The sequence below is a fragment of the Anaerosolibacter carboniphilus genome, assembly GCF_014205875.1.
Classification (GTDB): Bacteria; Bacillota; Clostridia; order Peptostreptococcales; family Thermotaleaceae; genus Anaerosolibacter; species Anaerosolibacter carboniphilus.
The window spans coordinates 31,320-57,193 of sequence record NZ_JACHEN010000025.1; the positions used below are offsets into that span (position 1 = coordinate 31,320).

The 25,874-nt window shown below is 40.0% G+C and carries 27 protein-coding genes and 1 riboswitch; of the genes, 7 read left to right on the top strand and 20 right to left on the bottom strand.

The genetic code is table 11. The features are described from left to right. Nucleotides 1-66: 66 nt before the first annotated feature. Complete coding sequence (locus HNQ80_RS17970) at nucleotides 67-948, bottom strand: DNA-3-methyladenine glycosylase family protein (protein ID WP_184312060.1); 882 nt, start codon at nucleotides 946-948, stop codon at nucleotides 67-69. 211 nt (nucleotides 949-1,159) lie between these two features. Further along, a riboswitch (cobalamin riboswitch) is annotated at nucleotides 1,160-1,332 on the top strand. A 116-nt stretch (nucleotides 1,333-1,448) separates the two neighbouring features. On the opposite strand from HNQ80_RS17970, the gene cobT reads away from it, so the two are divergent. Further along, entirely contained in the window at nucleotides 1,449-2,495 is a 1,047-nt protein-coding gene (gene cobT / locus HNQ80_RS17975) for a nicotinate-nucleotide--dimethylbenzimidazole phosphoribosyltransferase (protein WP_184312061.1), read from the top strand. A 105-nt stretch (nucleotides 2,496-2,600) separates the two neighbouring features. Here the strand turns inward: cobT and HNQ80_RS17980 are convergent, their stop codons facing one another. Continuing rightward, a complete protein-coding gene (locus HNQ80_RS17980) occupies nucleotides 2,601-2,825 on the bottom strand; it encodes a hypothetical protein (RefSeq protein WP_184312062.1) in 225 nt (74 codons plus the stop codon). A 152-nt stretch (nucleotides 2,826-2,977) separates the two neighbouring features. Between HNQ80_RS17980 and HNQ80_RS17985 the strand changes: the two genes are divergently transcribed. Further along, nucleotides 2,978-3,358 carry a helix-turn-helix domain-containing protein gene (locus HNQ80_RS17985; RefSeq protein ID WP_184312063.1) on the top strand — a complete coding sequence of 127 codons (381 nt, stop codon included), beginning with the start codon at nucleotides 2,978-2,980 and terminating at the stop codon, nucleotides 3,356-3,358. A 197-nt stretch (nucleotides 3,359-3,555) separates the two neighbouring features. On the opposite strand, the gene HNQ80_RS17990 is transcribed toward HNQ80_RS17985, so the two are convergent. The 3 genes from HNQ80_RS17990 to HNQ80_RS18000 all read right to left on the bottom strand — a co-directional run bounded on the left by HNQ80_RS17990 (nucleotide 3,556) and on the right by HNQ80_RS18000 (nucleotide 8,087). Next, entirely contained in the window at nucleotides 3,556-5,256 is a 1,701-nt protein-coding gene (locus HNQ80_RS17990) for a CAP and S-layer homology domain-containing protein (protein ID WP_184312064.1), read from the bottom strand. A 309-nt stretch (nucleotides 5,257-5,565) separates the two neighbouring features. Then, complete coding sequence (gene gdhA / locus HNQ80_RS17995) at nucleotides 5,566-6,912, bottom strand: NADP-specific glutamate dehydrogenase (RefSeq protein ID WP_184312065.1); 1,347 nt, start codon at nucleotides 6,910-6,912, stop codon at nucleotides 5,566-5,568. A 359-nt stretch (nucleotides 6,913-7,271) separates the two neighbouring features. Further along, complete coding sequence (locus HNQ80_RS18000; RefSeq protein WP_184312066.1) at nucleotides 7,272-8,087, bottom strand: Asp23/Gls24 family envelope stress response protein; 816 nt, start codon at nucleotides 8,085-8,087, stop codon at nucleotides 7,272-7,274. A gap of 297 nt (nucleotides 8,088-8,384) precedes the next feature. Between HNQ80_RS18000 and HNQ80_RS18005 the strand changes: the two genes are divergently transcribed. Next, nucleotides 8,385-8,555: a DUF362 domain-containing protein gene (locus HNQ80_RS18005; protein WP_184312067.1), complete on the top strand. Its 171-nt coding sequence runs from the start codon at nucleotides 8,385-8,387 to the stop codon at nucleotides 8,553-8,555. A 28-nt stretch (nucleotides 8,556-8,583) separates the two neighbouring features. On the opposite strand, the gene HNQ80_RS18010 is transcribed toward HNQ80_RS18005, so the two are convergent. From HNQ80_RS18010 to HNQ80_RS18030, 5 genes are all read right to left on the bottom strand, one after another. Then, a complete protein-coding gene (locus HNQ80_RS18010) occupies nucleotides 8,584-9,051 on the bottom strand; it encodes a MarR family winged helix-turn-helix transcriptional regulator (RefSeq protein ID WP_184312068.1) in 468 nt (155 codons plus the stop codon). 338 nt (nucleotides 9,052-9,389) lie between these two features. Further along, entirely contained in the window at nucleotides 9,390-10,616 is a 1,227-nt protein-coding gene (locus HNQ80_RS18015; RefSeq protein WP_184312069.1) for an electron transfer flavoprotein subunit alpha, read from the bottom strand. A gap of 21 nt (nucleotides 10,617-10,637) precedes the next feature. Then, complete coding sequence (gene etfB, locus HNQ80_RS18020; RefSeq protein WP_184312070.1) at nucleotides 10,638-11,426, bottom strand: electron transfer flavoprotein subunit beta; 789 nt, start codon at nucleotides 11,424-11,426, stop codon at nucleotides 10,638-10,640. A 14-nt stretch (nucleotides 11,427-11,440) separates the two neighbouring features. Continuing rightward, nucleotides 11,441-12,580: an acyl-CoA dehydrogenase gene (locus HNQ80_RS18025; protein WP_184312071.1), complete on the bottom strand. Its 1,140-nt coding sequence runs from the start codon at nucleotides 12,578-12,580 to the stop codon at nucleotides 11,441-11,443. 416 nt (nucleotides 12,581-12,996) lie between these two features. Further along, a complete protein-coding gene (locus HNQ80_RS18030) occupies nucleotides 12,997-13,635 on the bottom strand; it encodes a redox-sensing transcriptional repressor Rex (RefSeq protein ID WP_184312072.1) in 639 nt (212 codons plus the stop codon). Between the two features lie 202 nt (nucleotides 13,636-13,837). Between HNQ80_RS18030 and HNQ80_RS18035 the strand changes: the two genes are divergently transcribed. Together HNQ80_RS18035 and HNQ80_RS18040 are read left to right on the top strand one after the other, a co-directional pair. Continuing rightward, nucleotides 13,838-15,754 carry an ABC-F family ATP-binding cassette domain-containing protein gene (locus tag HNQ80_RS18035; RefSeq protein WP_184312073.1) on the top strand — a complete coding sequence of 639 codons (1,917 nt, stop codon included), beginning with the start codon at nucleotides 13,838-13,840 and terminating at the stop codon, nucleotides 15,752-15,754. 316 nt (nucleotides 15,755-16,070) lie between these two features. After that, nucleotides 16,071-17,297: an NAD(P)-dependent oxidoreductase gene (locus HNQ80_RS18040; protein WP_184312074.1), complete on the top strand. Its 1,227-nt coding sequence runs from the start codon at nucleotides 16,071-16,073 to the stop codon at nucleotides 17,295-17,297. Between the two features lie 10 nt (nucleotides 17,298-17,307). On the opposite strand, the gene HNQ80_RS18045 is transcribed toward HNQ80_RS18040, so the two are convergent. Then, nucleotides 17,308-17,640, bottom strand: a complete 333-nt coding sequence (locus tag HNQ80_RS18045) for a DUF192 domain-containing protein (protein ID WP_184312075.1) — start codon at nucleotides 17,638-17,640, stop codon at nucleotides 17,308-17,310. 402 nt (nucleotides 17,641-18,042) lie between these two features. Between HNQ80_RS18045 and acpP the strand changes: the two genes are divergently transcribed. After that, complete coding sequence (gene acpP / locus HNQ80_RS18050) at nucleotides 18,043-18,273, top strand: acyl carrier protein (protein WP_184312076.1); 231 nt, start codon at nucleotides 18,043-18,045, stop codon at nucleotides 18,271-18,273. 357 nt (nucleotides 18,274-18,630) lie between these two features. On the opposite strand, the gene tsaD is transcribed toward acpP, so the two are convergent. Both tsaD and HNQ80_RS18060 read right to left on the bottom strand, forming a co-directional pair. Next, a complete protein-coding gene (tsaD, locus tag HNQ80_RS18055) occupies nucleotides 18,631-19,692 on the bottom strand; it encodes a tRNA (adenosine(37)-N6)-threonylcarbamoyltransferase complex transferase subunit TsaD (protein ID WP_184312077.1) in 1,062 nt (353 codons plus the stop codon). Between the two features lie 81 nt (nucleotides 19,693-19,773). Beyond that, entirely contained in the window at nucleotides 19,774-20,202 is a 429-nt protein-coding gene (locus HNQ80_RS18060; protein WP_184312078.1) for a hypothetical protein, read from the bottom strand. Nucleotides 20,203-20,363: 161 nt separating this feature from the next. On the opposite strand from HNQ80_RS18060, the gene HNQ80_RS18065 reads away from it, so the two are divergent. Then, nucleotides 20,364-20,606 (top strand): hypothetical protein, encoded by a 243-nt coding sequence (locus tag HNQ80_RS18065; RefSeq protein WP_184312079.1) that lies wholly within the window; start codon nucleotides 20,364-20,366, stop codon nucleotides 20,604-20,606. Between the two features lie 35 nt (nucleotides 20,607-20,641). On the opposite strand, the gene HNQ80_RS18070 is transcribed toward HNQ80_RS18065, so the two are convergent. The 7 genes from HNQ80_RS18070 to HNQ80_RS18100 form a co-directional block, all read right to left on the bottom strand. Continuing rightward, nucleotides 20,642-20,830: a hypothetical protein gene (locus tag HNQ80_RS18070; RefSeq protein WP_184312080.1), complete on the bottom strand. Its 189-nt coding sequence runs from the start codon at nucleotides 20,828-20,830 to the stop codon at nucleotides 20,642-20,644. A 346-nt stretch (nucleotides 20,831-21,176) separates the two neighbouring features. Beyond that, nucleotides 21,177-22,328, bottom strand: a complete 1,152-nt coding sequence (locus tag HNQ80_RS18075; RefSeq protein ID WP_184312081.1) for a bactofilin family protein — start codon at nucleotides 22,326-22,328, stop codon at nucleotides 21,177-21,179. A 17-nt stretch (nucleotides 22,329-22,345) separates the two neighbouring features. Then, nucleotides 22,346-23,266 carry a hypothetical protein gene (locus HNQ80_RS18080; RefSeq protein ID WP_184312082.1) on the bottom strand — a complete coding sequence of 307 codons (921 nt, stop codon included), beginning with the start codon at nucleotides 23,264-23,266 and terminating at the stop codon, nucleotides 22,346-22,348. Next, a complete protein-coding gene (locus HNQ80_RS18085; RefSeq protein WP_184312083.1) occupies nucleotides 23,256-23,867 on the bottom strand; it encodes an anti-sigma factor family protein in 612 nt (203 codons plus the stop codon). The genes HNQ80_RS18080 and HNQ80_RS18085 overlap by 11 nt, the downstream gene beginning before the upstream one ends. Then, entirely contained in the window at nucleotides 23,840-24,418 is a 579-nt protein-coding gene (locus tag HNQ80_RS18090) for an RNA polymerase sigma factor (RefSeq protein ID WP_184312084.1), read from the bottom strand. Before HNQ80_RS18090 ends, HNQ80_RS18085 begins: the two co-directional genes overlap by 28 nt. 186 nt (nucleotides 24,419-24,604) lie before the next feature. Further along, nucleotides 24,605-24,751 (bottom strand): hypothetical protein, encoded by a 147-nt coding sequence (locus HNQ80_RS26525; RefSeq protein ID WP_184312085.1) that lies wholly within the window; start codon nucleotides 24,749-24,751, stop codon nucleotides 24,605-24,607. A gap of 124 nt (nucleotides 24,752-24,875) precedes the next feature. Next, complete coding sequence (locus HNQ80_RS18100; RefSeq protein ID WP_184312086.1) at nucleotides 24,876-25,859, bottom strand: ADP-ribosylglycohydrolase family protein; 984 nt, start codon at nucleotides 25,857-25,859, stop codon at nucleotides 24,876-24,878. Nucleotides 25,860-25,874 lie beyond the last annotated feature (15 nt).

A 25,874-nucleotide genomic window follows, 5' to 3' on the forward strand; every position in this document is an offset into this window, starting at 1 on the left:
TTTATATATGTCTCTTTCGTATATCTAACTATATATTCTTTGTGATCCAAAAAACTCCTTCTTGAATTATTTGCCTATTCCTAATTCCCTGGCATAATAGAAAAGATACTGTTGGGCGAATCCCGCATATTCACCAAAACGTTTCTGTCCATAATCCTGAATAACTTTCAAGGGCATGTCTTCTTGCAGATAAAAATACTCCATCACCCGCTTTACCCATACATCAATGGGAAAGGCATCAAATTTGCCCATAGAAAACAGCAAAATACAATCCGCTACCTTTGGCCCTACACCACTAATTCTTAAAAGTTCCTTCCTCGCCATATCCGTATCTAAATTATGGATATTATAAATATTCATCTGTCGCTCTCCTACGATGGCTGCAGCGTCTAGGATGTATTTCGCTCGATAACCCGTACGGCAAAGCCGAATCTCTTCGATCGTTCTGTTCAGCAATGCTTCTGGTTCAGGAAAAGCATAATGCCCTCTTCCCTTATACGTCCCGATCAGCCGTCCATATTTTTCACTGAGTTCCTCAATAGATTTTTTAATCAATGGAATCCCTCGATTAGAGGATATGATAAAGGAAATCAAGGTTTCCCATTCATCCTGTTTAAGTATTCGAATCCCATATCCTTTTTCAATGGCTCTTTCCATGACAGGATCATTTTTACAGAGGGACTTTTTTATCGCTCCATAGTCCTGACCCAAGTCAAAATATGTCTTCCAAATCCCATAAAAATCTTCAATATTCGTATTATTAAAGATGATTTGATCTTTCTCCTTCGCCACATTCAATATTTTTTTATGAGCTACCAATGTATAACTGCCATCGACTTCTCGATTCCAACGAAAGCACTGGCCACATTCAAAGATATGGGATAATTCGAAATCCGCTACGCCTTCTAATATCACTTTATCTTTTTCTTCAACTATTTTATAGTTCAAGGTATTTCCTCCTTCTTATTCCAATAGGTCAAGTTATAAGCTTGTCTCTATCTTTACCCTATAATCTAGCTTTTAAAAGTATTCGAATCCAAAATTATTTTTTCTATCTCATCTGTTTTCAACCTACAACTTTCAACTTCTAACTTTCAACTTCTAACTTTCAACTTCGAAGAAGGATATTTTCCATTTCCGTCGAATATATTGTTTCATAGAAATGTTAGAGGTTATAGGTGCCCCAGAGGGGAGAATAGGGAATGAAGTGAAAATCTTCAGCGGTCCCGCCACTGTAGGACGGAGTCAATCACAAGATACCACTGGTTTTCCGGGAAGGTGTGAAAGACGAAGATGTCAAGCCAGGAGACCTGCCTATAAGCTTTAGAAGTACATGAAGGATGGTAAAGTTCATGGTTTTTTGCCTATGCAAAAAACTATGGACTTTTTTTATTTGTCTCCCTTTCCTTCAACCTTTAACCCCTAACGAATAAAAGGAGGAATATCAAATGGAAAAACTTAAACAAACCCTAGGGATGATCTCAGCGCTAGATCAAGAAGCAATGACAAAAACACGGAGTCGTGTAGATTCCCTCATCAAACCGCCGGGAAGCCTCGGAAGATTGGAAGATCTGGCAGTCCAACTGGCTGGCATCACAAAAAAAACTTATCCATCGGTAGACAATAAGGTAGTCATTGTCATGTCCGCCGATCATGGCGTATACCAAGAGAAGGTTACGCCAAATCCGCAAGTCGTTACAGCCATACAAACTCCTAACTTTGCCAAGGGTGTAACGGGTGTTTGTGCCTTTGCCAAGCAAGCTGGTGCTGAAGTTATCATCGTCGATATCGGCGTGGCTGTTGATATAGATCATCCTGGAGTTCTTCAGCGCAAAATACGTTATGGAACAAGCAATATGGCAGAAGGTCCTGCCATGTCCAGGGAAGAAGCCATCCGAGCTTTAGAAATAGGTATCGAGGTTGCAGAAGAACAGATAAAGACTGGAAAAAATCTGATTGGTACAGGAGAAATGGGCATTGGAAATACCACCCCTAGCGCCGCCATTGTAGCAGTTATGGGGAACTATGATCCATTCGAGGTCGTAGGCATAGGCGCTGGTCTAGCTGCGGACCAGCTAGACCACAAAGCAAATGTGATCCGCAAGGCCATCTCACAAAATCAACCGAATCCCCATGATCCAATTGATGTACTTTCAAAGGTTGGAGGCTTTGAAATTGGTGGAATGGCTGGTACCATGTTGGCCGCAGCTGCCCATGGCGTTCCTGTGGTAGTCGATGGTTTCATCTCCACAGCAGCTGCTATTATCGCTTGTGCCATTGAACCGAAGGTAAAAGACTATCTGATCCCCTCCCACTGTTCTGCAGAAAAAGGTGGAAAAACAGCCTTAGACCTCATCGGACTGCAACCCATGTTTGATATGGGAATGCGTCTAGGCGAAGGTTCCGGAGCTGCTATCGCCTTCAACATTGTGGAAGCCGCTACTTATATGGTGAAAGAAATGATTACCTTTGAGGAAGCAGGTATTGCATTATAAAGAATGTTTTTCTTCATATAAGTCCTGAAGTTCTCAAGGGCTTCTGAATACTTTAAGGAATCTATAAAAGATTCCTTTTATTTTTTACTTTTGCTAATCTTCAGTTTACAGGTTTTGTTGCAACCAGTTTCTTTTCAATGAAACATACTGCCAGATGGTTTCAATAAATTCTTCATATTGAATATCTTTTCCTAAGCAAATATTATGAGCAATCAAATGTCGGATTACCTCTCCTAAGACCTCATTCCATTCCTCTTCATAAATATAAAAACTGCTATCATATGCTCTTCTTATTTGTTTCGTTACTCTTTCTCTCAGTTGGTTGATCATATTTTTTCCATCCTTCAAATCTCCTAAATTTTTACACCATTATTCTCATTATATGCTACATTACATGTCTTTTTCAAGTATTGTACACGCTTTGTTTCATCTATATGATATAATTTTTCTTTGTGCTACCATATATCCAAGAGGTGATAAATATGTCCTTTGCAATCCGACTGAAAAAACTTCGAGAAGAAAATCATATGACCCAAGAAGAATTGGCTAATTATTTAAAAATCACCCGCCAAGCCGTAGGCAACTATGAACAAGGCTCTAGATTTCCGAAAGATGAATATACCCTGAACGCTATTGCAGATTTGTTTCAGGTTTCCATAGATTATTTGCTTGGCAGAAATGTACAAGATGTAACAACCTCCCTGATCGATCATGTCCTGGAAGGCAAGGAGATCTATGATGATGAAAAGTATGCTGCCCTATCTCAATTATTATCCTCTGTGGATGACTTACCTATCGATATCCTCCAGAAACTAAACGATATTATCATTTTTTTTAAAAAACAACCTACTAAATGCAAATAGCATGGAAGCGAAAGTCATTTCATTTCCATGCTATATTAATATATAGAAAATTATGCTCCCCTGATTTTCTATATATGGGGTGTGCAGAGGGGATTCCCCTTTGCCGCATTCAGGAAGGTGCTCAGGCTGCCTTGCAGCCGTCGAAGGAAACCTAGGGTTTCCTAGCGAAAACAAATTGCCGATAGGCAACTTTGTTCCTATAACGCAGCCAACAATCCTTTCACAATGACTGCGGCTTCTGCTCTGGTGGCATAATCCTTTGGTGCAAACTCATTGTTTAATCTTCCTCTCATAATTCCCAATTGAACCACAGCTTTAATATCTCCCAACGCCCAAGGACTAATATAATACTTATCCGCAAAGGTAATGGCTGGCAATTCCTTGATTTTTTCCATATTTCCTTTTTTCTCATAGGCTCTCATAACAAGGGCAGAAATTTCTTCCCTCGTAATCCATCGGTTCGGTGCAAAGTTTCCATCCCCCACACCTTTAACGATGCCAGTCCGATAAGCGGCCTCGATAAAGGCAGCCTTATTGGCTTCCTTTGCCACATCCTTGAAAATTCCTTCATAATCCTTCACAGGTATATCTAAGACATTTACCACAAACTCAGCAAATTCAGCCCTGGTAATCTTATCATCAGGTTTGTATTCCGTACCTTTTTTAGGCGTAATGATCTTCTTACTCCCCAAGTCAAGAATATCATTTTTTCCCCAGTGATCAAATACATCTGTAAACACTGATGTTTCAAAGGTCCAAGTCTTATCAATCTTTTTCTCGGTCTTGTCTTCAAAAACGATGGTTCCTTTCACCACAGCCGTATATTTCTCACCCATACTTAAAGAATCTACAGGAATCATAATAATACTGTCTTTTAGATTGTCATCATTCTGCGGCGTATTTAAGAATATCTCAGCATTTTTTCCTTGACTGTCGTTCAACGTCGCCTTGTCTATAGAAAACTTCGTAATATTTTTTCCTGTAAAATAAGACAAGGTAACAGGATACCCAACCCTTTCCTTTTTCCTATGCATTCTTAGAGGATCGGGTGTTTCATTTCCATCCCACGAAATCGCTACACCTTTCTGATTATCCAGGGGATATACCACCACCTGATCTTCTTTCACCTTCTTCCCTCCAAATAGGAAAGAATAGTACTTTTCTCGACTGCTGTAGCCTAAATCAGAAAGATTAGGATTTAGCCATGACAATCGATGATATGGCGCATCCACCAATCCATTAATCGCTTCCTTATAATCCTTTTGTCCACTACTAACATTCTCACTGATATAACCGCCGGTATAACCAAAGCTCCCCGCCCGATCCATAGGGGTTGCTCCCACAAAGCCTTTTTCCTTTGCTGATTCCAAGTGGGTGGTCTCCTGATTGATGGTCATATAATCGGCATGGGCTGAAGCCGCTGCATTTAATGATGGCTCCAATTGAAAAGGTTTCAATTCAAACTGCCCACGATATTGATTGACATAATCTAAAACTATTTTTTGCTCTACACTACCCATTGGAAGTTGCTCTACAGCCTGATCACTCACAGTGAACTGCCAGCTTCGACTAAGGGGCTTAGACCATCCCTGTAGCCCTACATTGACATCAATGGTATGGCGTCCTCCTTTGATTGGTTCTGATGGTATGTATTCAATAGATTCTGTTTCTTTGTTGTATTTTGCCTCAACCTTACTGCCATCTAGTTTCATATCTATGGCTTCTATCGTATTGTTATTTAGGATAATTTGCCAACTGATCATTGGTTTTGAAACCATAACATTCCCTTGGGGTCTTGGCGTATAAAAGGATACACCTTCACCATAAGCAGTTCCACCCCATGCAAAAATCAATATCATACACGTCATAAAGACTTTATAAATCCATTTATTTCTCATTGACATCCCTCCTTTCTTCTATTGTAATATAAAAACCAGTCTTTTTTTCCTATTGTCTTAGAAATTTAATATTCGTTGCCAAACTGTAAAAATCGCATGTTACCAACGAAATTTCTTCGAGCATGGCTCTTGAAACTGCTATAAAGAAGTGATTGTCATCCTGAGCGGTAGCGAAGGATCTCACGCATTTAAATCTTCCCTCTGAGTTCCTTCGCTGCGCTCAGGATGACGATTGAGTTTGCTGTCTTTTCAAAAAGTACATATATAAAAAAGAAGAACCCGAAAGGGTTCCTCCTGTTGATCTTGATCTTATACTAAACCTTGTGCTACCATCGCTTGAGCAACTTTTAAGAATCCAGCGATGTTTGCGCCTGCTACTAAGTTATAGCCAAAACCATACTTTTGAGCAGCATTCATAGAATCTCTATGGATGTTGATCATGATTTGGTGAAGCTTTTCATCTACTTCTTCAGCTGTCCAAGCCATTCTCATGCTGTTTTGAGACATTTCAAGAGCAGAAGTAGCAACACCACCAGCATTTGCAGCCTTCGCAGGACCTACAATTACCTTATTTGCTAATAAATATTCAACCGCTTCGTTTGTTGTAGGCATGTTTGCACCTTCAACAACATACTTAATACCATTGGCAACGATTGACTTCGCATGCTCGATTGTAATATCATTTTGGATCGCACAAGGCATGATGATATCTACTTTTACGCCCCATGGCTTTTGTCCTGGGAAGAACTCTACGCCATACTTGTCAGCATAAGGCTTAATGCTTGCACCTTTGTTTTCATTTAACAATTGTGCAATAAATTCGATCTTCTCACCAGTTACACCAGCTGGATCGTAGATGTATCCATCTGGGCCAGAAAGTGTTACAACCTTTCCACCCAATTCAGCAACCTTAATACATGCACCCCACGCTACGTTACCGAATCCTGATACTGCAACAGTTTTGCCTGCGAAAGTATCTCCTTCATGCTTTAATATTTCTTCAGCAAAGTATGTTACACCAAATCCTGTAGCTTCTGGTCTGATTAAGCTACCACCATATGTTAAGCCTTTTCCAGTAAGTACTCCGTTTTCGAATGCACCTTTGATTCTCTTATATTGTCCGTATAAGTAACCGATTTCTCTTCCGCCTACACCGATATCTCCAGCTGGAACGTCTACGTCTGGTCCGATATGTCTGTATAATTCTGTCATAAAGCTTTGGCAGAATCTCATGATCTCAGCGTCAGATTTACCTCTTGGATCGAAATCAGAACCACCTTTACCGCCTCCGATTGGAAGACCTGTTAAAGAGTTCTTGAAAGTTTGTTCGAAACCTAAGAATTTAATGATTCCAAGGTATACAGTAGGATGGAATCTTAAACCACCTTTGTAAGGTCCGATTGCGCTGTTGAATTGTACTCTGAAACCTCTATTTACTTGTACTTTGCCATTATCATCTGTCCAAGGTACTCTGAAAACGATTTGTCTCTCAGGCTCAACCATTCTTTCTAGGATACCTGCTTCTTGATATTCTGGATGATTTTCAATTACAGGTGTTAAAGAGTGCAGTACTTCTTCAACTGCTTGTAAAAACTCAGGCTCATTTGCATTTCTTTGTTTTACAGTTTCAAGCACTTGTTGAACATAAGTATTCATGACATCACTTCTCCCTTTTTATATTTAAATAATTACACGGCATGTACCAGTGATTTAGACATCCATGCAAGTTTCTTATCCGTAAGCTTCGTCTAAATGGGATACGCTACCATGTTGATGCCTCAAAACTTTGAAAGCTCTCAATTCCACACCCTAACTAAGTTATTCTTTTGATTAGTATTGCATTTTTTATCCTAAGTTATTTCAATTATCTGAATTTGTTAATTTTTTAACCTAGACCAATTAAAAAAAAGCAAAATGCATACAAAAAGGGTGTGAAAATGTTTTCCTATGAGGATTATCATCTTGTCCTCATTTCCTAGATTATAATATCACACCCATTTTTCTTTGTAAACACTCTAACTTAAAACGACTAAACTTTTTATCGTGATGTTAATTGCCAGAATATTCAATGCAGTCATGTATTCAACTTCCTTTTTTACTTGCTCTTGAATCTGTTTCGCCAAGGTTCTTAATGGATTACCATAAACCATGATTGCATCCATAGTAATCACTACACCATTAGGTCCAGTCATCACATCAATTCTGGCTACCTTTGAAACACCTATAATCTTCGAAGACGCATGGGCAACGAGATCACAGATGACTTTGTCTGAAATTGTATATCTGCCCATATAACTGAAGGTCGGCCGCACTACAGACTTTTCCGAGACATCTATGGTATTGTCTTTTCTTCGTCTTAAAATCTTAAGGGGATCAATAAAATACCCCGAGAAATCTTGCTTAATCTCAAAGGTTGGTACTGGAATAACATGCTTTCCAAGATCGCCCCGCTGTTTTCTTGCCATCTTTCGTTCCTCTTCCGTGGAAATATCCTCAATATATACAAATTCCTGGATTGGCCCGATATCCAATCGCTCCGCAATCTTCTTTACCATTCTTTCTGAGGTTCCCAAAATCAAAATCCCTTGAGGTTGTCTTCCATGGATGGCCTGCTTCACCAAATCCCGATGATCATCATCATGAAAGAGAGCTCTCTTTACAGCCCCTACTGCCGTTGACTCTCTTTTGGCAGACTTTCCTGCAATTATCTTATTTTTCTGAACAAACAAACCATCATCAATGATACAATCCAAATCCTTCTCATGTGCCAAAGTGATCGCACGATAGCTTTTTCCAGTACCACTTTCCCCAACCAATGCCACAACTTTCATGGAAAACCTCCCTTTTTGGAGGTTAGATGTTTGAAGCTAGATTCCTGACCCCTAAATTTGAGGCAACCACTAACTACTAACTACTAACCACTAGCAATACTATTATTCTATCATATTTTCTAATCTAACTAAATATATTGTGCATTTTCACGAATAGATATACAATGATAATCATTATATATTAGCCTTTTTCTCCTTTTTTTATTTGTTCTTTGTTGTCCTTCCTATAGCCTTTTGCTATAATACAATTGTCGTCTTAGACAAATATTATGATGAATATTGAAGGAGGAATATATTATGGCTTATGTAATTACAGATGCTTGTATCAGTTGTGGAGCTTGTGAACCAGAATGTCCAGTAAACGTAATCAGCGCTGGTGATGACATTTATGTGATCGATGCTGATGGATGTATTGATTGCGGTGCATGCGCTAATGTATGCCCAGTAGATGCTCCTGTTCAAGGTTAATTCGCTCTACATAAATAAAAACCTCCGCCTATTGGCTGAGGTTTTTTTCATTCCCATTGCGAAGCAGTGTTCTCTGATTCATTTTGCTTAGAAACTTTAAGATGGCCTTTTCTTCATTTAAGGTTACATCCCCTAATACAGCGTTCAGCAGATCTGAATGCACTTTCTGGTTCTTTTCCCATAAGTGTCTGCCTTCTTCTGTCAACCGAAGGATAAATACTCTTTTGTCCTCCTGAGATTTTTCCTTTTCTACAAATCCGCAGGACACAAGCTTATTGGTGGAAGAAGCCACGATGCCACGATCCATCTCCATTTCATTCACCAATTCATAAATTTTTTTGGACTCCACCTCTCCGATTTTCTTCAATATATATATATCTAGTAGGGATAAGGTTTCCGCTTTCATACCCGCTTTAAAGCCAGTACGATCATAAGTTAAAACGCGATGTACCAGTCTCTCTATCATTTTATTGATTTCCTTATGGTAGTTTGCCATCTTCATCACCTAACTCTATAGACTGGTGTAATTATATCATAACTGAGAATGTGTTTCAAATAAATAAAAAAAGCACCCTCCTTGGTACGGCAGGGGATTTCATCCCCTACAACCCCTATTTTTTATTGTCTGATTTTCTCAATCTTTACATCCATTGTGCTTACTTAATTTGAACTTACTTAAGATTTATACTTTCTTAGACAATAAAAAACGGGTCAGCTGTCACCACGATCAACTGCCCGTTCTTCATATCCTAAGTTGTAAGTTGTAGGTTGTAAGTTTTTGTTACTCTTTCAACTTTCAACTTTCAACTTTTAACTTTTAACTCCAAACGTCAACTATTCTGTCACTGCTACTTCCTTCAACGCACTCATCAAGTCGTCTACACGGTCTAATGCGTCAACTAATGCAGGAACTACATCGTAAAGGTCTCCCACGATGCCATAATCTGCTACTTGGAAGATAGGCGCTCCTGGATTTTTATTGATTGCAATAATCACATCAGAACTTTGCATACCTGCAATGTGCTGAATAGCACCAGAAATACCACAGGCAATATAGATTCTTGGCTTTACTGTTTTACCAGTTTGACCAACCTGATGGTCATGATCAATCCAGCCTGCATCTACCGTTGCACGGGATGCTCCAACAACACCCCCAAGCTTATCCGCCAGTTTCTTCAACAATGCAAATCCTTCAGCTTTACCTAAGCCTCTACCACCAGCGACGATGATCTCTGCCTCTTCCAAAGCAACTTGTTGTTTATCAGCCTTCACAATCTCAAGAACCTCTGTGCGGATATGGTCTTTCTCCAAAACAACTGAGAAAGGAACAATCTCACCAGCGCCATTCTCCACTTTTTTCGCCTTGTCCATAACCCCTGGACGTACAGTAGACATCTGTGGTCTATGATTTTGGCAAACGATGGTTGCCATGATGTTTCCACCAAAGGCAGGACGTGTTTGTAATAGCTTTTTATCCTCTGGATCAATTTCCAGTTTTGTACAGTCTGCTGTTAAACCTGTATCTACCCTAGCCGCAACCCTAGGTGCCAAGTCTCTACCAATATGGGTAGCGCCCATCAGCACAATTTCTGGCTTCAATGCTTCTATCATATCACTGATTACTTTTGTATACCCATCTGTCGTATATTTATCCAGCAATTCATGTTCAGCCAAATACACAGTATCTGCACCATACTGAGTAAGCTCTTTCGCCAATCCTTCTACCTTATTTCCTAACAATACGGCACAGAGTTTTACCCCGATTTCATTGGCTAGCTTTCTACCTTCTCCTAGCAGTTCAATGGCAACAGGCATAATTTTTCCCTGTCTTTGTTCTGCAAATACCCACACATTCTTATACTGCGTAAGATCTTTCTTTTCTTTTCCTGACTCTTCCTTAATAATGGCTTCAAATTTACATGCCTCAAGACAGGCACCACATGCAACACATTTATCTGTAATCACTGCTTTCTTACCCACCATCTCTATGGCATCAAACGGACAAGACTTTAAACAGAGCTTACATCCAATACATTTATCTTCTAATATAAAAATTGCCATCGGTCTCCCTCCATTTCTCCCCTATATCACATGTTTTTTCTTTAAATTTACAACAAGCTGTTCTACCATTTCCTTCGTGTTACCTTTTAACATAATGCCTTTTCCTTTTGGCTCTGGTGTGAAGGAACGTTTTACCTGGGTAGGTGAAGCTTCTAAACCTACGTCATCTTTATTGACATGGATATCGGACAATGCCCATACCTTTACCTCTTTAGATCGGTAAGCATCGTAGATGCCTCCAATGGACATATATCTTGGATGATTTAATTCTTTGATGGCTGTTAGGAGTACAGGCTTTTTCACTTGAATCACTTCATAACCATCCTCTAATGCTCTCTGAACCTGAATCACATCTCCTTGAACCTCAAAATTCTGTACATAGGAAACCTGTGGGATTCCCAGTCTTTCTGCTAACTGTGGTCCTACCTGGGCAGTATCTCCGTCGATAGCTTGACGACCGGCAAAAATGATATCATACTCACTAATTTTCCGTACAGCTGCCGCCAATGTGTTGGAAGTAGCCCATGTATCAGCACCAGCAAAAGCTCTGTCACTTAAAAGAACGGCTTCATCAGCCCCCATAGCAAGACATTCTCTCAACATTTCATCCGCTTGAGGTGGCCCCATGGTAATAACTGTTACATGAACGTCATCTCTTTGATCTTTTAGTTTTAGCGCCTCTTCCAAAGCATTTTTATCGTCTGGGTTCAGAATACTTGGAACACCATCCCGAATCAAAGTTCCTTTCACTGGATCTATTCTAACCTCATTTGTATCAGGTACTTGTTTTACACAAACAATTATTTTCATGAATGAACCCCCCTCTACTTAATCACTGCTGCCGCAATGACCATTCTTTGTACTTCCGATGTTCCCTCATAGATTTCCGTAATCTTTGCATCACGCATCATTCGTTCTACAGGATAATCCTGTGTATAGCCGTATCCACCATGGAGTTGAACAGCCTTCGTGGTCACAGCCATCGCTGTCTCTGCAGCAAACAGTTTCGCCATAGCTGCCTCTTTCCCATAGGATAAACCTGCTGATTTTCTCCATGCAGCGTTATAAACCATCCATCGTGCTGCATTAACCCTTGTCTCCATATCTGCCACATCAAACTGCAATGCCTGGAACTTACCGATTGGTTTTCCAAATTGCTCTCTCTGTTGAATATACTTGATTGTCTCATCCAGTGCACCTTGGGCGATACCCAATGCTTGGGCTGCGATACCGATTCTTCCGCCATCTAGAGTAGACATGGCAATACCAAATCCTTTGCCTATAGAACCTAATAAATTCTCTTTTGGAATCCTACAATTTTCGAAGATTAGTTCTGTCGTTGCAGAGCCCCTAATTCCCATCTTCTTTTCCTTTTTACCAATGCTGAACCCTGGCGTTCCCTTTTCTACAATAAATGCAGATATACCTTTTACACCCTTAGAGCGATCTGTCATGGCGAAAATAACATAAGTATCTGCAGCTCCACCATTGGTAATAAATATCTTGGTACCGTTTAATACCCACTCATCGCCATCTAACACTGCAATGGTTTGTTGTCCTGCTGCATCTGTACCTGCATTAGGCTCTGTTAATCCAAAAGCACCAATTTTTTCACCCTTTGCCAAAGGTACTAAATATTTCTTTTTCTGTTCTTCAGTACCATACTTAAGGATTGGCCAACAAGCCAAAGAGTTATGGGCAGAACAAATTACGCCTGTAGTCCCACATGCTCTTGAAAGTTCCTCTACAGTAATTGCATAGGAGACCTCATCAGCTCCTGCACCACCATACTCCTTAGGCACGATCATCCCCATCATTCCATAACGATTCATTTTCTCAACGGTTTCCACTGGAAAACGCTCCGTTTCATCGACCTCAGCTGCCAAAGGTTTAACCTCATTTTCCGTAAAATCCTTTAACATTTTTCTAACCATTTCTTGTTCTCTGGTTAATTGAAATTGCACATCGATTCCCTCCTCTATATTTTAATATGAACATTTTTTTAACAAATTCCAGGGATATATTATGCATATTCTGTGCCAAGTTAATAGATATCGTTAAAAAATAATCAGTTTTATTCAAGGCACTATACTCCTTATTCCTGTCATTCACCTCGTAAGCGGCTATCCTACCGATGGATTTATTTTATCTTTTATGCAAAAAGAGTGTACAAAATAATGTACACTCTTTTAAAAATTTTGCAATTCCATGTCTATTTTGTTAAATACATAACTAACAATTGTCCATTTTATCGCACACTGTCTTTTTTTCCAGACAACATTTTTTGCGATTTTTGCTTTTCTTCTATCCCCTATAACTCCACCCCAACACCACTAACCATTAAAACAAAAGTCCACCTCTAAGAGATGGACTCCTCCACTTATAACTGGTTATGCCTTAGTAAGAAGGATAGTGTAAACAAGCTCTCACTCAAATGAACATTTTCTACCACGATTTCATCCGGTACCGTTAGATCGATGGGAGCAAAATTCCAAATCCCTTTTATTCTACCCTTAATTAATCTATCAGCAACACTCTGGGCCTGCGGTCCAGGGGTACAGATAATTCCGATATCTATATTATGCTCTTGAATGAATTTCTCTACCGTATCAATATCATGGATTTCTATGTCTCTAATTTTCAACCCTACTAGCTTGGGGTTCATATCAAACATGGCTTTTGGTACGAAGCCTGACTTTTCGAAATTTGTATAGTTGGCAATGGCTTGCCCTAAATTTCCTGCACCAATGACAATGGTGCTATAGGTTTTATCTAGTCCCAAGATTTTTCCAATTTCATCGTACAGAGCATCCACGTTATAACCATAACCTTGCTGACCAAAACCCCCAAAATTATTTAAGTCCTGTCGGATTTGGGATGCAGTAAAACCGATAACTTTACTTAGTTCTTTGGAGGATATTCTTGTAATATTTCTATCCAATAAATCTTTTAGATATCTATGATACTTAGGCAATCTTCTGATTACAGCCATGGAAATTTTTGCGCTATCTTTCTCCATCCAAATCTTCTCCTATTTTTATATAATTTTTGATTAAAATTATAACATTTTGCTATAATTCTGTCAATTTTTAGGTTGCATAAAAATGCTTCCTATATATTCTACCGCTTTATGACACACATTATGAGAGCAAGGATTTTCTTCGTATCTCTTTTTTGGTACAATAATATTGTGCATTGACTTAAAAGTTTGGAGGATTTTTATGATTATTTTATCATGCAACAACCTATCGAAATCCTTTGGTATAGATGTGATTTTAGACCAAATTTCCTTCTCTGTCAACCAGGGAGATAAGGTAGGAATCGTAGGAGCCAATGGTGCTGGCAAAACAACTCTCTTTCGGATACTCACTGGTCAATATCCCCACGATGCTGGCGATATTTATCTGTCTAAAAATCTTTCCATCGGTTATTTGGAGCAAACCAGCACGCTGCAACAGGAAAACACCATTTTTCAAGAAGTACTTCAGGTGTTTCAAGAGCTTATTACCATGGAAGAAAATCTTAGATCTTTGGAACAAGATATTGCAAGAGCTAGTGAAAGCAGCAACAGCGATGCATTGCATTCGCTGATGGAGACCTATGCCCACTTGTCCGATGAGTTTCAAAATCGAAATGGCTATGGCTATCGAAGTGAGCTTCGAGGTGTTCTAAAAGGTCTTGGCTTCCGAGATGAAGAGTTTGATCAACCCATTTATCAATTAAGCGGTGGCCAAAAAACTCGATTAAACTTGGCCAAGCTCCTATTGAAGCAGCCAGATATCCTCATGCTGGACGAGCCCACAAACCATCTGGATATCGAAGCTACTGAATGGTTAGAAGCCTTTCTCAAAGCTTATAAGGGTACCATCCTCATCATATCCCATGACCGATATTTCTTAGATGAAATTGTTGACAAGATCTTTGAGATCGAAAATACTTCTTTGACCATCTATCAAGGCAACTATAGTGATTATGTGGACAAAAAAAAGGTTCTATTTGAGCAGCAATTAAAAGAATATGAAACCCAGCAAAAAGAGATTCATCGTCAGGAAGAAATCATTCGTCGTTTCAAACAGCATGGTACGGAAAAGCTGGCCAAGAGGGCAAGAAGCCGTGAAAAGCGTTTGGATCATGTTGAAACGATAGACCGTCCCCTATGGTACAACAAGCGGACAAAAATCCGTTTTGAAACCCAGATCAAAAGTGGTGACGATGTATTAAAGGTAGAAAATCTGAGTAAATGTTTCGAAGATAATCGACTTTTTCAAAATGTGGATTTTGAAGTTTACCGAGGAGATAAAATTGGTTTGATTGGCCCAAATGGCATAGGAAAATCTACCCTATTGAAAATACTGTTGGGAAAACTAAATTATGACACAGGCATGATGAAGGTAGGACATCATGTAAACCTTGGCTACTACGATCAAGAACAATCTGATTTGAACCTCTCCAATACCATTATTGATGAGATCTGGCAAGAGAATATTCGTTTTACTCAGACGGAGGTTCGTACCCTTTTGGGTTCTTTTCTTTTCAGTAGTGAAGATGTCTTTAAAATCATTTCCACTTTAAGTGGTGGTGAAAAAAGTCGTATAGCCCTTTTAAAGCTTGTACTATCCAAGGCAAATTTTCTCCTTATGGACGAGCCTACCAATCACCTGGACATTGCTTCCAAGGAAGTTCTGGAGGATGCGCTCCTGGGCTATGATGGTACTTTGTTGGTCATCTCCCATGATCGTTACTTCTTAAATAAGGTCACCAATAAGATCTTGGAGCTTTCCCCAGATGGCGTTCTTCAGTATCTCGGCAACTATCGCTATTATCAAGAAAAAAAGCTGGAACTTCAAAATCCCATAGATGAAGAAAATGAAACGTTGAAAACCAAAACCCAAATGAAGGATGAAAGAAAAAAGGAACGAGAAAAAAGGGAAGAAACAAAAAAACGCAAGCAGGAACAGACATCCATCGAGACTAGGATTGCTGCTATCGAAGCACGTATTGCAGATCTGGAGACCCTCATGTGTCAGGAAGAAATCTATTCAAATCCGCAACGCAGTCGAGAAATTCATGATGAAACCACCCAGCTTAAAGGAGAACTTGAAGCTCTTTATAGCAAATGGGAGGAATATATTGATTGATAAGTACACACTACCAAAAGGGACAGGCTTGCTTGTCCCTTTTTTTATAGGTATAGGCATTGTTAAGTCATCATGTTGATTTTTGTAGGGACGGACGACTCTGTCCGTCCGTTGATGTCATCAAAAACATTGGCGGGTGGACAGGGGCGTCCACCCCTACACTCATTACGTTCTGCATTGTAATACTATAAAATATAAACATATAATCTTAACAATGTCTTCTTATAAGTAATTATGCAATGATTAGAATATTTATTGTAAAAGTCCCTAAAATATATTAGAATTACTCATAATATATTAATTTAGGAGGCCCACTATGTCCAAAGACCTTATCAAAGAAGCCCAACGCTGTTTACAATGTAAAAACCCACAATGCCGAAAAGGCTGTCCCATCGCCACAGATATTCCTGGATTTATTTCAGATTTTTTAAATGGCTCCATTGACGAGGCTGGCAAGAGAGTTTTTGAGAACAATCCTCTTTCCATCATATGCTCCCTTGTGTGTCCCCATGAACACCAATGCGAAGGTCATTGTATCTTGGGCAGAAAAGGAGAACCCGTAAGGATTAGCAATATTGAAAATTATATCTCCGAATATTTTTTAACACGGGTTTCCGAGGATCCAGCAACTTCGTTGCATAGCCGCATTGCCGTCATCGGCTCAGGCCCAGCAGGCTTGACTGCTGCCTTCTATTTGGCAGGCAAAGGCCATAAAATAACCCTCTTTGAAGCCCAAGATCGGGTAGGAGGTTTCCTCCGCTACGGTATTCCTGAGTTCCGATTGACAAAAACCATCTTAGACAAAATCGGGCAAAAACTTCTATCTATGGGTGTCAAAATTAGACCCAATACCTTAATCGGTCCTGTCATTACCATCGACACCCTTTTTGAAGATGGCTATGATGCTGTCTTTATTGGTACTGGTGTTTGGCGACCCAATGTTCTTCGCATCAAAGGGGAAAGCTTGGGCCACGTCCATTATGCCATTGACTATCTACGCAGTCCAGAAGCCTATACATTGGGCAACAAGGTATGCGTCATCGGAGGCGGTAATTCAGCCATGGATGTAGCAAGAACTGTCATCCGCAATGGTGCCAAGGAAGTCATGATCCTTTATCGTCGAGATCGGGAAAGTATGCCCGCTCGAGATATAGAAATCGACATGGCAAAAATTGATGGTGTAAAATTCCAGTTCTTCACTTCTCCTATAGAGATTCTTGATGGAGGCATAAAATGTGTAAAGACAACAATCCTCGACGAGAAGCTTCAAATCATACCAGACTCAGAATTCATTATTTCTGCCGATAGTGTGTTGATCGCAGCGAGTCAAGGTCCTCAGAACAACATCGTTTCTACCACGGAGGGCATCGATATCAACGACCGAGGATTATTGGTTACAGACACCCACGGTATGACCACGCGAGAAGGAGTCTATGCTTCTGGCGATGTAGTAACAGGCGCTAAAAACGTGGTGGAGGCTGTTCGAATGGCTAGAGATGTGGCAGAAGAAATTCATCACTACGTTACTGAAAAATTCAAATAGCTATAGAAGCTTACCACGCCAATTGATCCCCTATGGCAATACGGCTGGAGAAACTGTTGACCTTCGATTCAATGGCATATTCACTGCCTTTAATATAGCCAATATATCGCCATGGTGCCATGTTTTTCACAATGCAAAGCACCCGCTTGTAGGGATCTAAAAAAATAACATCTATGGAAAATTTCATATACCAGGTATGAATCGATTGACAATGATATATAATCATAGCATAGTTGTCTTCGATCCTACTTCTTCCTAGCAAACCTTGGACTGCTTTCGCTGGTGTATCAGCATGCTCTAGCTTATGAACCAGCATTTCTCCCGTAGTTATATTTTTTAGCATAGGATCACCTCTTTCATTTCTAGAGGATGTAACTATTGGGATATGTTTTCATACGGTCCTTTTATCCTATATTCATGGTATTATTTTCATCGTATGTTTGTAACTACTTTTTTAAATCCTATTGTGGAGAGATACGAATTCGTCCATCATGCAACCGCATTTTGTCAACATTTCTCGGTATGTAGGATAAGAAATCCTAAGAAGCGTCGAAAGAAAAAGATGAAAAATGGATGTATAGTTGCCAGGTTATATGTTAAACTTAATGTAAAGAATGACAAGTTTATTTCTCCTTGGTTTTACGAATCTTTCTATAGTATTTTTCATACATATATGGTAAAATAAACACGTTAAACCCCACCGCGGTGGTGATATATACAAATTTTAAAGGGAGGTATATACAAAATGGTATTTGAAAAAATAAAGAACATTATTATTGAGCAATTAGGATTGGATGATGATGCAGAGATCGCAATGTCAACTTCTTTAATGAAGGATTTAGAAGCAGATTCTTTGGATGCAGTAGAGATCATCATGGCAATTGAAGATGAATTCGATGTAGAGATTCCAGATGAAGATGCTGAAGGATTCAAAAACATTGGTGATATCGTAAAATATGTTGAAGAAAAAATGTAGTTTGGTTAACCAAACTACATTTTTTTACCTTAAAATACATGAAAATACATGTTATATTTTTCATATTTAGGGCATATATATCATAAGTGGATTTCTGCATACTTTTATCCACACTTTTTCCACAGAATCCACATATTTATCCACATAGGAAAGTTGTTTTTCCCCTATGTTTTTTTATTTGTCCACATTATCCACAATTTCATCCACACAAGTATTCACATTTTGGTAGAAACAATAATTTCTTGTAAACTTTATCGCAACAAAGTTAATATTTGGTTAAAATTCTATAAATACTATGGATTTCTGATATTGCATAGGGAACGCCAAAAACTGTCGTTCCCTTCAATATATTACATATTACCTATGTTTTTCATATAACTGCCCAAGCTTTAGATTGGGTACAGCATTCAAATACAAATCTGCCGTATTGCCCTTCAAATAATTATAGTATGCAGCACATCCGATCATGGCAGCATTGTCTGTACACAGCTGCAAGGAAGGATATTTTACATCAAATCCTAAGGCTGCTGCTTTCTTCTTTAATCCTTCTCTGAGCGCACTGTTGGCGGCTACACCGCCCGCTAATACAATTTTATCCACATTCTTTTGTTTCGCTCCCTCTAGGGTCTTGTGGATGAGCACCTCCATCACAGCCTGCTGAAAACTTGCAGCCACGTCCTCTACTTTGATCCCTTCACCCTTTTGCCGTTGGGAATTCAGATAGTTTAGCACCGCTGACTTTAAGCCACTGAAGCTGAAATCGTAGCTGTCATTTTCTAAGTATACGCGGGGAAAATGGATGGCGTTGGGATCCCCTTGCTTTGCCAGCTGATCAATAATAGGTCCACCAGGGTATCCTAGTTCCATGGCCCTTGCTACTTTGTCAAAGGCCTCACCCACCGCATCATCCCTGGTTTTACCCATGATTTCATATCGACCATAGTCCTTTATATAAGCCAAATGGGAATGCCCTCCTGAAACGATCAAACACAAAAAAGGAGGCTCCAATGTTGGATCTTCAATAAAGTTGGCATAGATATGCCCCTCGATATGGTTGACCCCAATCAAAGGTATATTTAAAGCATATGCCATGGCCTTTGCTGTTGACACGCCTACCAACAACGCCCCTACCAGACCTGGGCCATAAGTAACCCCAATATGATCAATTTGTCTGAGGCTGACACCTGCTTCGTCCAGGGCATCCTGAATGACCATATCCACATTTTCCACATGCTTTCTAGAGGCCACCTCCGGCACGACACCACCAAATTTTTTATGCTGCTCTATTTGAGTGGATATCACATTGGATAGAACTTCTCGCCCATTCTTTAACACAGCAGCAGAGGTCTCATCACAGCTTGTCTCTATGGCCAAAGTCAATAAGTATTCTCCGTTTTTCCCTCTTCTATTGTCCCTCATACGACTCACCTGCACTTATCTTTTGTATGTCCTTTTTATTATATCCAAATCATTTGTAAATAGCAAAACCATTTATATTTCCTAATGCAATTCTCCCCTCTCCTCCATCTGGATTGGTTCCACTGCCTTCGGCTCTTTTTCCTCTGTCACGGCTTGCGTCTGTAGTCTTTTTATTTCCTTTTCCTTGGTGAGGTTCAGTACTTTGTAATTTCCCATGGATAACCCGGCAATCAATATGGTATTTAAAAAGACGAGGAATACAAACTCTATCAGAGATTGATTGAAAACAGCTGGGTTTTGTGTCCATAGGGTATAGTGATGCACACCGATTACTATAAAAGATGCCATGAAGGAAATCAGTTTAGGGATCATTTCCTTTGTTTTTTCGTCTAAAAAGATTTCTTTGATCACTTGTGTAATTAGATTTACTGCCAATACCATGGTAGTTACTGAAGATAGATAATCCATGTTGAACAAGCTGATCGCTTGCCTTGCAACTTCCTCTCCCATATTTGCAGCTCCTTTCCCTATCCATCTAGAAAAAACCTATCATTACTATATATGCAATAAAAAAAAATTTGCTATTGTCCCTTTCTTTTTTTCTATTATACTTCTTCTTTTTTAAGAGATACTAATATGGACAAGGAATTCAATATGAGGAGCTGATGTCCATGGAAAAAGATAATCATCCCCAATTTCAGACGGAAGAAAAGGAAGCAAATCAAAATGAAGCAAAAAATCCTGATGCCTTAGATAACGATGTATCAGGGGAAAACGAATCCTTACTACATCGCCTTGGTGAGGTGAATGTCATGCCTGATGGCATGTTATCCGCTGTAAATGAAACAACCTATGTGAATTCAATCATCAGTGAAAACGCAGAAGAAATCAATGATGATAGCGAAAAAAAATAAGCAACAGAAGTTGCTTATTTTTTTGATCATCGTGTTTACGTCTGATCCATGTTCACAAGAATCTCATCTACTAAATCGATATCACATTTATGCTCCTTCGTGAAGTGTCCACAATTTTCACAGCTGATGGGGCACTGGGTCGAGGAGGTAAGTCCACTTCCGCCGATTGGGCGATACTCACTACATAGGGAGGCTACTGCATGGAGTTGTTCTTTACTTGCCATCTTATGTCACCTCTTTAGTTCATTGAATTGAAATCATCTTCCCATCATTTATTATTTGTAAACGAACTAGATATATACAAATCTATGACTTAGAACCCTAATTCTCTTGCATAATTAATAAAAGATGCGTCACAACCGTAGGGATCGGCGCATCGTTCCCTACAGAAAACATGATTCTCTGAGGTTTTGTAGGGTTGGACGACCCTGTCCAACCGTTATCGTTGCGTCGTATTTTTCTACAATTCTGTCTTAAATGATTTAACATCCAATTTTAACATTTAATATCATGATAAAACAACACTATATGCAAAAACGGGTGATATTCCATCACCCGTTTTCATACAGCCTACTCTTCTATCACTTTGAGACCTTTACTATTCTGAATAGCATCCACAATATTTATCAAATATGCACCCATCCCAAAAGACACCGCCAAGAAAGAGACAAATCCACCTAGATAAGGAATGAAGGATACCAGCCTTAAAATAAATACACCAAGCAAGATAGGAAGCAGCGGCTTTTCTTCCCCTTTCAAAATCAGCCTTCCAAGCCAGAGTGCGCCAGGCAATTGGGCCAAATAGATGGCTAGACCATATAGAACAAAGGATATCACACCCAAAGGAATGCCGATCACCGTAATCATGAAAAGAATGGCTGCCACTGGAGTCACGATCAATGCCACTAGGCCAATTCCTATGGCATGCCATGGCTTCCTTTGGATGGTATCAGCTGTTCCCAGCATAAATCTGCTAAAGAGCAGGGTAAGAATCGTGGCAATAATCAGATAGGCAGCTATACCAGCAGCCTTCCAGACGATATGCATCACCTTAATACCTTCCTCAGCCTTTTTCTTTGCCTCGTCATTTATACGAATCTGAGATTTTTTATATTCAACCTTTCCTGCCACAACACCTTCAGGAATCTGCAGTTCTCTTTCACTGCTATAGACAAGATTTCCTTCTATCTTCCCATTGGGGCCAAAATTGATTTGATCTGTCTCTAGCCAAACATCTCCTTTAACAACACCATTGATTTGAGCCGTTCCTGCGCCACTTCTTAAATCTCCACCAACAATGCCATCAATAATGATATTCCCTGCAAAAACATTGATGCTTCCATCTACTGCAGCACCCTCTGCCATGGAAAAATCTCCTGCAAAAGCTGTTACATTTTTTTCGACCTCTCCCTCGATGACCACGGTACCTGATGCTACCCTTACGTCACCTTCTACCATTCCATCGATGACGCTGCTCCTACCGACTGCAAGAATGTCACCCTTCACAGTACCCGTGTTTTCAAACTCTCCACTGGCTGCAAATACATCACCCTGAACCGTTCCATGATTTCTTATACTATCTCCAGCACCAAAGAAGTCTTTGGGTAAGCTCTCATCCTGCTTTATCACAATATTAGTTGTCTGATCATTGTCGGCAAAGGCCACGATCGGCAACGAACTTATCAAAAGCACCAAAATGAGTAGGTATATCCTTCCCTTCATACATTCAGCCTCCCTTTCTAATTGTCACTCATCCTAGGTGGTTCTAAGGAGAGGATTGGTTTTCCAAATTTGCTATCAATGACTGCACCAATACCAATAGCTTTTCCTACAAATATCAAGGACTTCCCTATAAGGGTTAGCTCGATAACCCCATAGATTAAGGTTCCTATGAACAGCTCCATCATCTGTGACCAATCCTTATTCAATGCTGCTTCAATCTTTTTTCCGATGGCAAGCTTCACTGCCGTATTACCCGTAAAAGATAAAAGTCCCATCAATGGTATCAGCAGCAATAAGAAAGGAATGCCTATGACGACCATCACCAAAATGGCTGCCAATACATAGAAGCCTACAATCACTAAAATTCCAATGATGAAATTTTTTCCTATATCATAATTCACTGCCAAAGCCATATGGTCAAAGCGATCTGGCAATAACAGGATTGCTAAGATTGAAAAGACGTATCCAATGATAACCTTCCCCAAGGTTAGAGAAAATATCAGTGCCAATAAAGCACCCAAACCAGAAAGGCCTCCAATACTAAAACTTGCAACACTTATTTTTTCGCCGCCCACTCTAGCCCCTGGCGCTGTAACCATTTTACCGCCCAGCATTTGGATGGCATTGCCTCCCACACTACCTTGCGCTGTAATATGAATGTCGCCGAAAATCGCCACCGTATCTCCACTCACACTGCCGTCGACCTTAATATCACCAAAGATTGCAACGACATCTCCATTTACCTTTCCTTCCATAAGGATATCTCCAAAGATTGCAACTGTACTGCCATAAACCACCGTATCCTTAGGTACATGGATATCCTCGAAAATACCCATCATATCGGATACCTGTCTTACACTGCTGCCAAATACAGTGCCTGTTATCAAAATCATAAGGATGATTGTCACGATCATGATACGAATTCCTTTATTTTTCATAGGATCTGCCTCCTCTATGCCCATAGATATCTGTAAGCTTTATTAACACATACTGGGTGAGCATCAAAATACTGCATAGAAATGCCACAATGGTCAAATAAATCCCCATTCGGCTGTTTAAAAAGGTCGACATATATTTGAATCCCTTTACAAGTACAAAGAGCGTTTTTCCTATGGTCTTTCCTGTCAGGCCCAGTAAAGCATACAAACGATTCCCCAGGTCGATGAATCTCATAAACGCAACAATTCCTGTATATCCTGACTTCCAATCAATCGTACCATAATGAATGTAAAGTCCGATGCTCAATAAGGCAAATAAACTGGGCACCGTCAAAGCCAACCAGAATTTCGTCTTGCTTGGAACCTGCCTTGATCCATAACGATTCAAGTCAAGCTGTTCAAGGATTTCCACCTCAAAGTTTTCTGGCGCTTCAAAATTTTCTAGTTCCTGGACACCTTCCAAAGCTTGCTTCATCCACTGGAATTCCAACCTACATGTGCTGCACGCATTTATATGAAAACTTAATTCTTCTTTTTCAATGTTATTGATCGCTTGATCAAAATATTTCATCATTAGATCTGAAGCTCTTTTGCAGTCCATATAGATTCCTCCTCCTTTATTTCCTTTAATCGTTCCTTCAATATACTTCTGGCACGATGGAGCCTGTTTTTCACCTTTGACATGGGCAAGTTCATCACATCGCATATACTTTGGTAAGATAATCCTTCCTTATGATATAGTATCACCAAAGCCTTATAATCATAGGGCAACTCCTGTATCACACGCTCGATTTCATTCTTATTATAATGATGCAGGTACATATTCTCCGCGCTGGCCGTATCATAAGGCATACTTAGTTTTTCATCCAGAGGCAAAGCCTGATGTTTTTTCTTTCTAAGATGGTCGATAGAGAGGTTCGTTGCGATTTTAAAGATCCATGTAGAAAATTTGTACTCCGGGTTATACCTTTGCAAGCTATTGTAGGCTTTGATGAATGTCTCCTGAGATAAATCCCTGGCTTCCTCCGCATCCCCCACCATTCGCATACAGACGGAATACACACCATTTTTGTATCGCCCAATGAGCTCACCAAATTTGTCTCCATCGCCCTTTAATACAGCCTCTATGATCTTATGGTCTACATCCTCCAACATTCCCACCTCGCTTTAGCCTTTCATTCATAACTACGTAAGCGTTTTCATTTTGTATGAAGAAATCGTAGCTCAAAATAAATATAATTATATCCTATTCATCATTAGAAAAAAATACCCTCTGATTTTATCTGTCAGAAGGTATTTTTATTCTCATAAATTCTTATGTACGGTGTCTCACCTTTATTATTTATCTAATGCTGTGATGAAATCCTCGACTTCTTTCAAGGATGGTATTGAACAAGCTGCTCCCAATTTAGATACAGCTATGGCTGCAGCAGCGATCATTGGAGGAAATCGTCTCCCCCGGTGATACAAAATGCTCAACTTCATATACATAATCCACATTCAGTGAACCAAAATTTAATATTTTCATTGAAACCACCTCAATCTTTGTATGATATTTACCTTATGGATCACAAAGTTGATCGTCTCACAATAAGCTTTATCTGTAGTCTTAAATCAAATCAGCAAGCTGCTCACCAATCTGTATCAAGTCAATTCCCTTGGTGAAAGTGAGGCATGTGCCAGATGGAAAGCGTGTTTTCGCTACCCAGTGAGCAGGAATTTCTGTTACGCTGTATTTTGCACCCAATATCGCTCCAGCGACAGCACCTATGGTGTCTGCATCCCGTGCAAAGTTACCGGCTAAAATTACGCCTTTCTTAAATTCACTGTGGGCCATCTTTAAGCAAGCAAAGGCAGACGGAATGGCCTCTGCGGTAGTTGCCCATGTACTTGCACGCAGGGCATCATGAAGTGGCATCCATGCATCGATGATAGAACCATTGGCTTTTTCTACAATATCAAAGGCTGTATTCATTGATGCGTACAGCCATGAATCCTTTGGAATAACCTTCATAGCAGCATCAATGATTTCCTCCATCGTGCCGTCTACCATGGCAACGGAAACAGCAGCAGCAACAGCCTGTGCACCCCAGATACCATCTGCATAATGGCTGATAGAAGCGTCGATCTCTGCCATTGCAGCAGCACGCTCAGGATCCCCTGCACAGATAATGCCCACAGGTGCAATGCGCATTGCTGAACCGTCACTCATATGGAAAGTACTGAACTTGCCGGACTCCGGTGGTCGAATGCCACGACGCAGGTTGTTGGCAGCAGAGATTTCGCTTGCCCCACCACGCTTAAACTCATCCTGAACCACAACATCCTCAAACCATGCCTTTACAACATCATCAGTCGTCAGCTTGCCCTTACAGCCTATCAGTATCTTTGCTGTCAGCAATGCAAACTCTGTGTCATCCGTACTCCAGGAGGCGCCGCTGTTAAAGTCGGTAGTAATCCCATAGTTTTCGCGGTTGCTTTGCATTCTGGATGCATCACCAAAGGAATCACCAATAGCAAGTCCACTGATGCATCCTACTGCCTTACTCCTCGCAAGGTCTTTATTGGCTCTTAAATCAGCAGTTGTAATCATATTTTCCCTCCTCCA

Coding starts and splice junctions, on each gene's coding strand:
- HNQ80_RS18005 (WP_184312067.1), top strand. CDS start 8,385: ATGGCTTATGTAATTACAGATGCTTGTATCAGTTGTGGAGCTTGTGAA.
- HNQ80_RS17980 (WP_184312062.1), bottom strand. CDS start 2,825: ATGATCAACCAACTGAGAGAAAGAGTAACGAAACAAATAAGAAGAGCA.
- HNQ80_RS18030 (WP_184312072.1), bottom strand. CDS start 13,635: ATGGAGAAAGATAGCGCAAAAATTTCCATGGCTGTAATCAGAAGATTG.
- HNQ80_RS18065 (WP_184312079.1), top strand. CDS start 20,364: ATGGAAAAAGATAATCATCCCCAATTTCAGACGGAAGAAAAGGAAGCA.
- HNQ80_RS17985 (WP_184312063.1), top strand. CDS start 2,978: ATGTCCTTTGCAATCCGACTGAAAAAACTTCGAGAAGAAAATCATATG.
- acpP (WP_184312076.1), top strand. CDS start 18,043: ATGGTATTTGAAAAAATAAAGAACATTATTATTGAGCAATTAGGATTG.
- HNQ80_RS18100 (WP_184312086.1), bottom strand. CDS start 25,859: ATGATTACAACTGCTGATTTAAGAGCCAATAAAGACCTTGCGAGGAGT.
- gdhA (WP_184312065.1), bottom strand. CDS start 6,912: ATGAATACTTATGTTCAACAAGTGCTTGAAACTGTAAAACAAAGAAAT.
- HNQ80_RS18080 (WP_184312082.1), bottom strand. CDS start 23,266: ATGAAAAATAAAGGAATTCGTATCATGATCGTGACAATCATCCTTATG.
- HNQ80_RS18060 (WP_184312078.1), bottom strand. CDS start 20,202: ATGGGAGAGGAAGTTGCAAGGCAAGCGATCAGCTTGTTCAACATGGAT.
- HNQ80_RS18045 (WP_184312075.1), bottom strand. CDS start 17,640: ATGCTAAAAAATATAACTACGGGAGAAATGCTGGTTCATAAGCTAGAG.
- HNQ80_RS18070 (WP_184312080.1), bottom strand. CDS start 20,830: ATGGCAAGTAAAGAACAACTCCATGCAGTAGCCTCCCTATGTAGTGAG.
- tsaD (WP_184312077.1), bottom strand. CDS start 19,692: ATGAGGGACAATAGAAGAGGGAAAAACGGAGAATACTTATTGACTTTG.
- HNQ80_RS18075 (WP_184312081.1), bottom strand. CDS start 22,328: ATGAAGGGAAGGATATACCTACTCATTTTGGTGCTTTTGATAAGTTCG.
- HNQ80_RS26525 (WP_184312085.1), bottom strand. CDS start 24,751: ATGAAGTTGAGCATTTTGTATCACCGGGGGAGACGATTTCCTCCAATG.
- HNQ80_RS17990 (WP_184312064.1), bottom strand. CDS start 5,256: ATGAGAAATAAATGGATTTATAAAGTCTTTATGACGTGTATGATATTG.
- HNQ80_RS18010 (WP_184312068.1), bottom strand. CDS start 9,051: ATGGCAAACTACCATAAGGAAATCAATAAAATGATAGAGAGACTGGTA.
- HNQ80_RS18000 (WP_184312066.1), bottom strand. CDS start 8,087: ATGAAAGTTGTGGCATTGGTTGGGGAAAGTGGTACTGGAAAAAGCTAT.
- HNQ80_RS18035 (WP_184312073.1), top strand. CDS start 13,838: ATGATTATTTTATCATGCAACAACCTATCGAAATCCTTTGGTATAGAT.
- cobT (WP_184312061.1), top strand. CDS start 1,449: ATGGAAAAACTTAAACAAACCCTAGGGATGATCTCAGCGCTAGATCAA.
- HNQ80_RS18040 (WP_184312074.1), top strand. CDS start 16,071: ATGTCCAAAGACCTTATCAAAGAAGCCCAACGCTGTTTACAATGTAAA.
- HNQ80_RS18015 (WP_184312069.1), bottom strand. CDS start 10,616: ATGGCAATTTTTATATTAGAAGATAAATGTATTGGATGTAAGCTCTGT.
- etfB (WP_184312070.1), bottom strand. CDS start 11,426: ATGAAAATAATTGTTTGTGTAAAACAAGTACCTGATACAAATGAGGTT.
- HNQ80_RS18085 (WP_184312083.1), bottom strand. CDS start 23,867: ATGGACTGCAAAAGAGCTTCAGATCTAATGATGAAATATTTTGATCAA.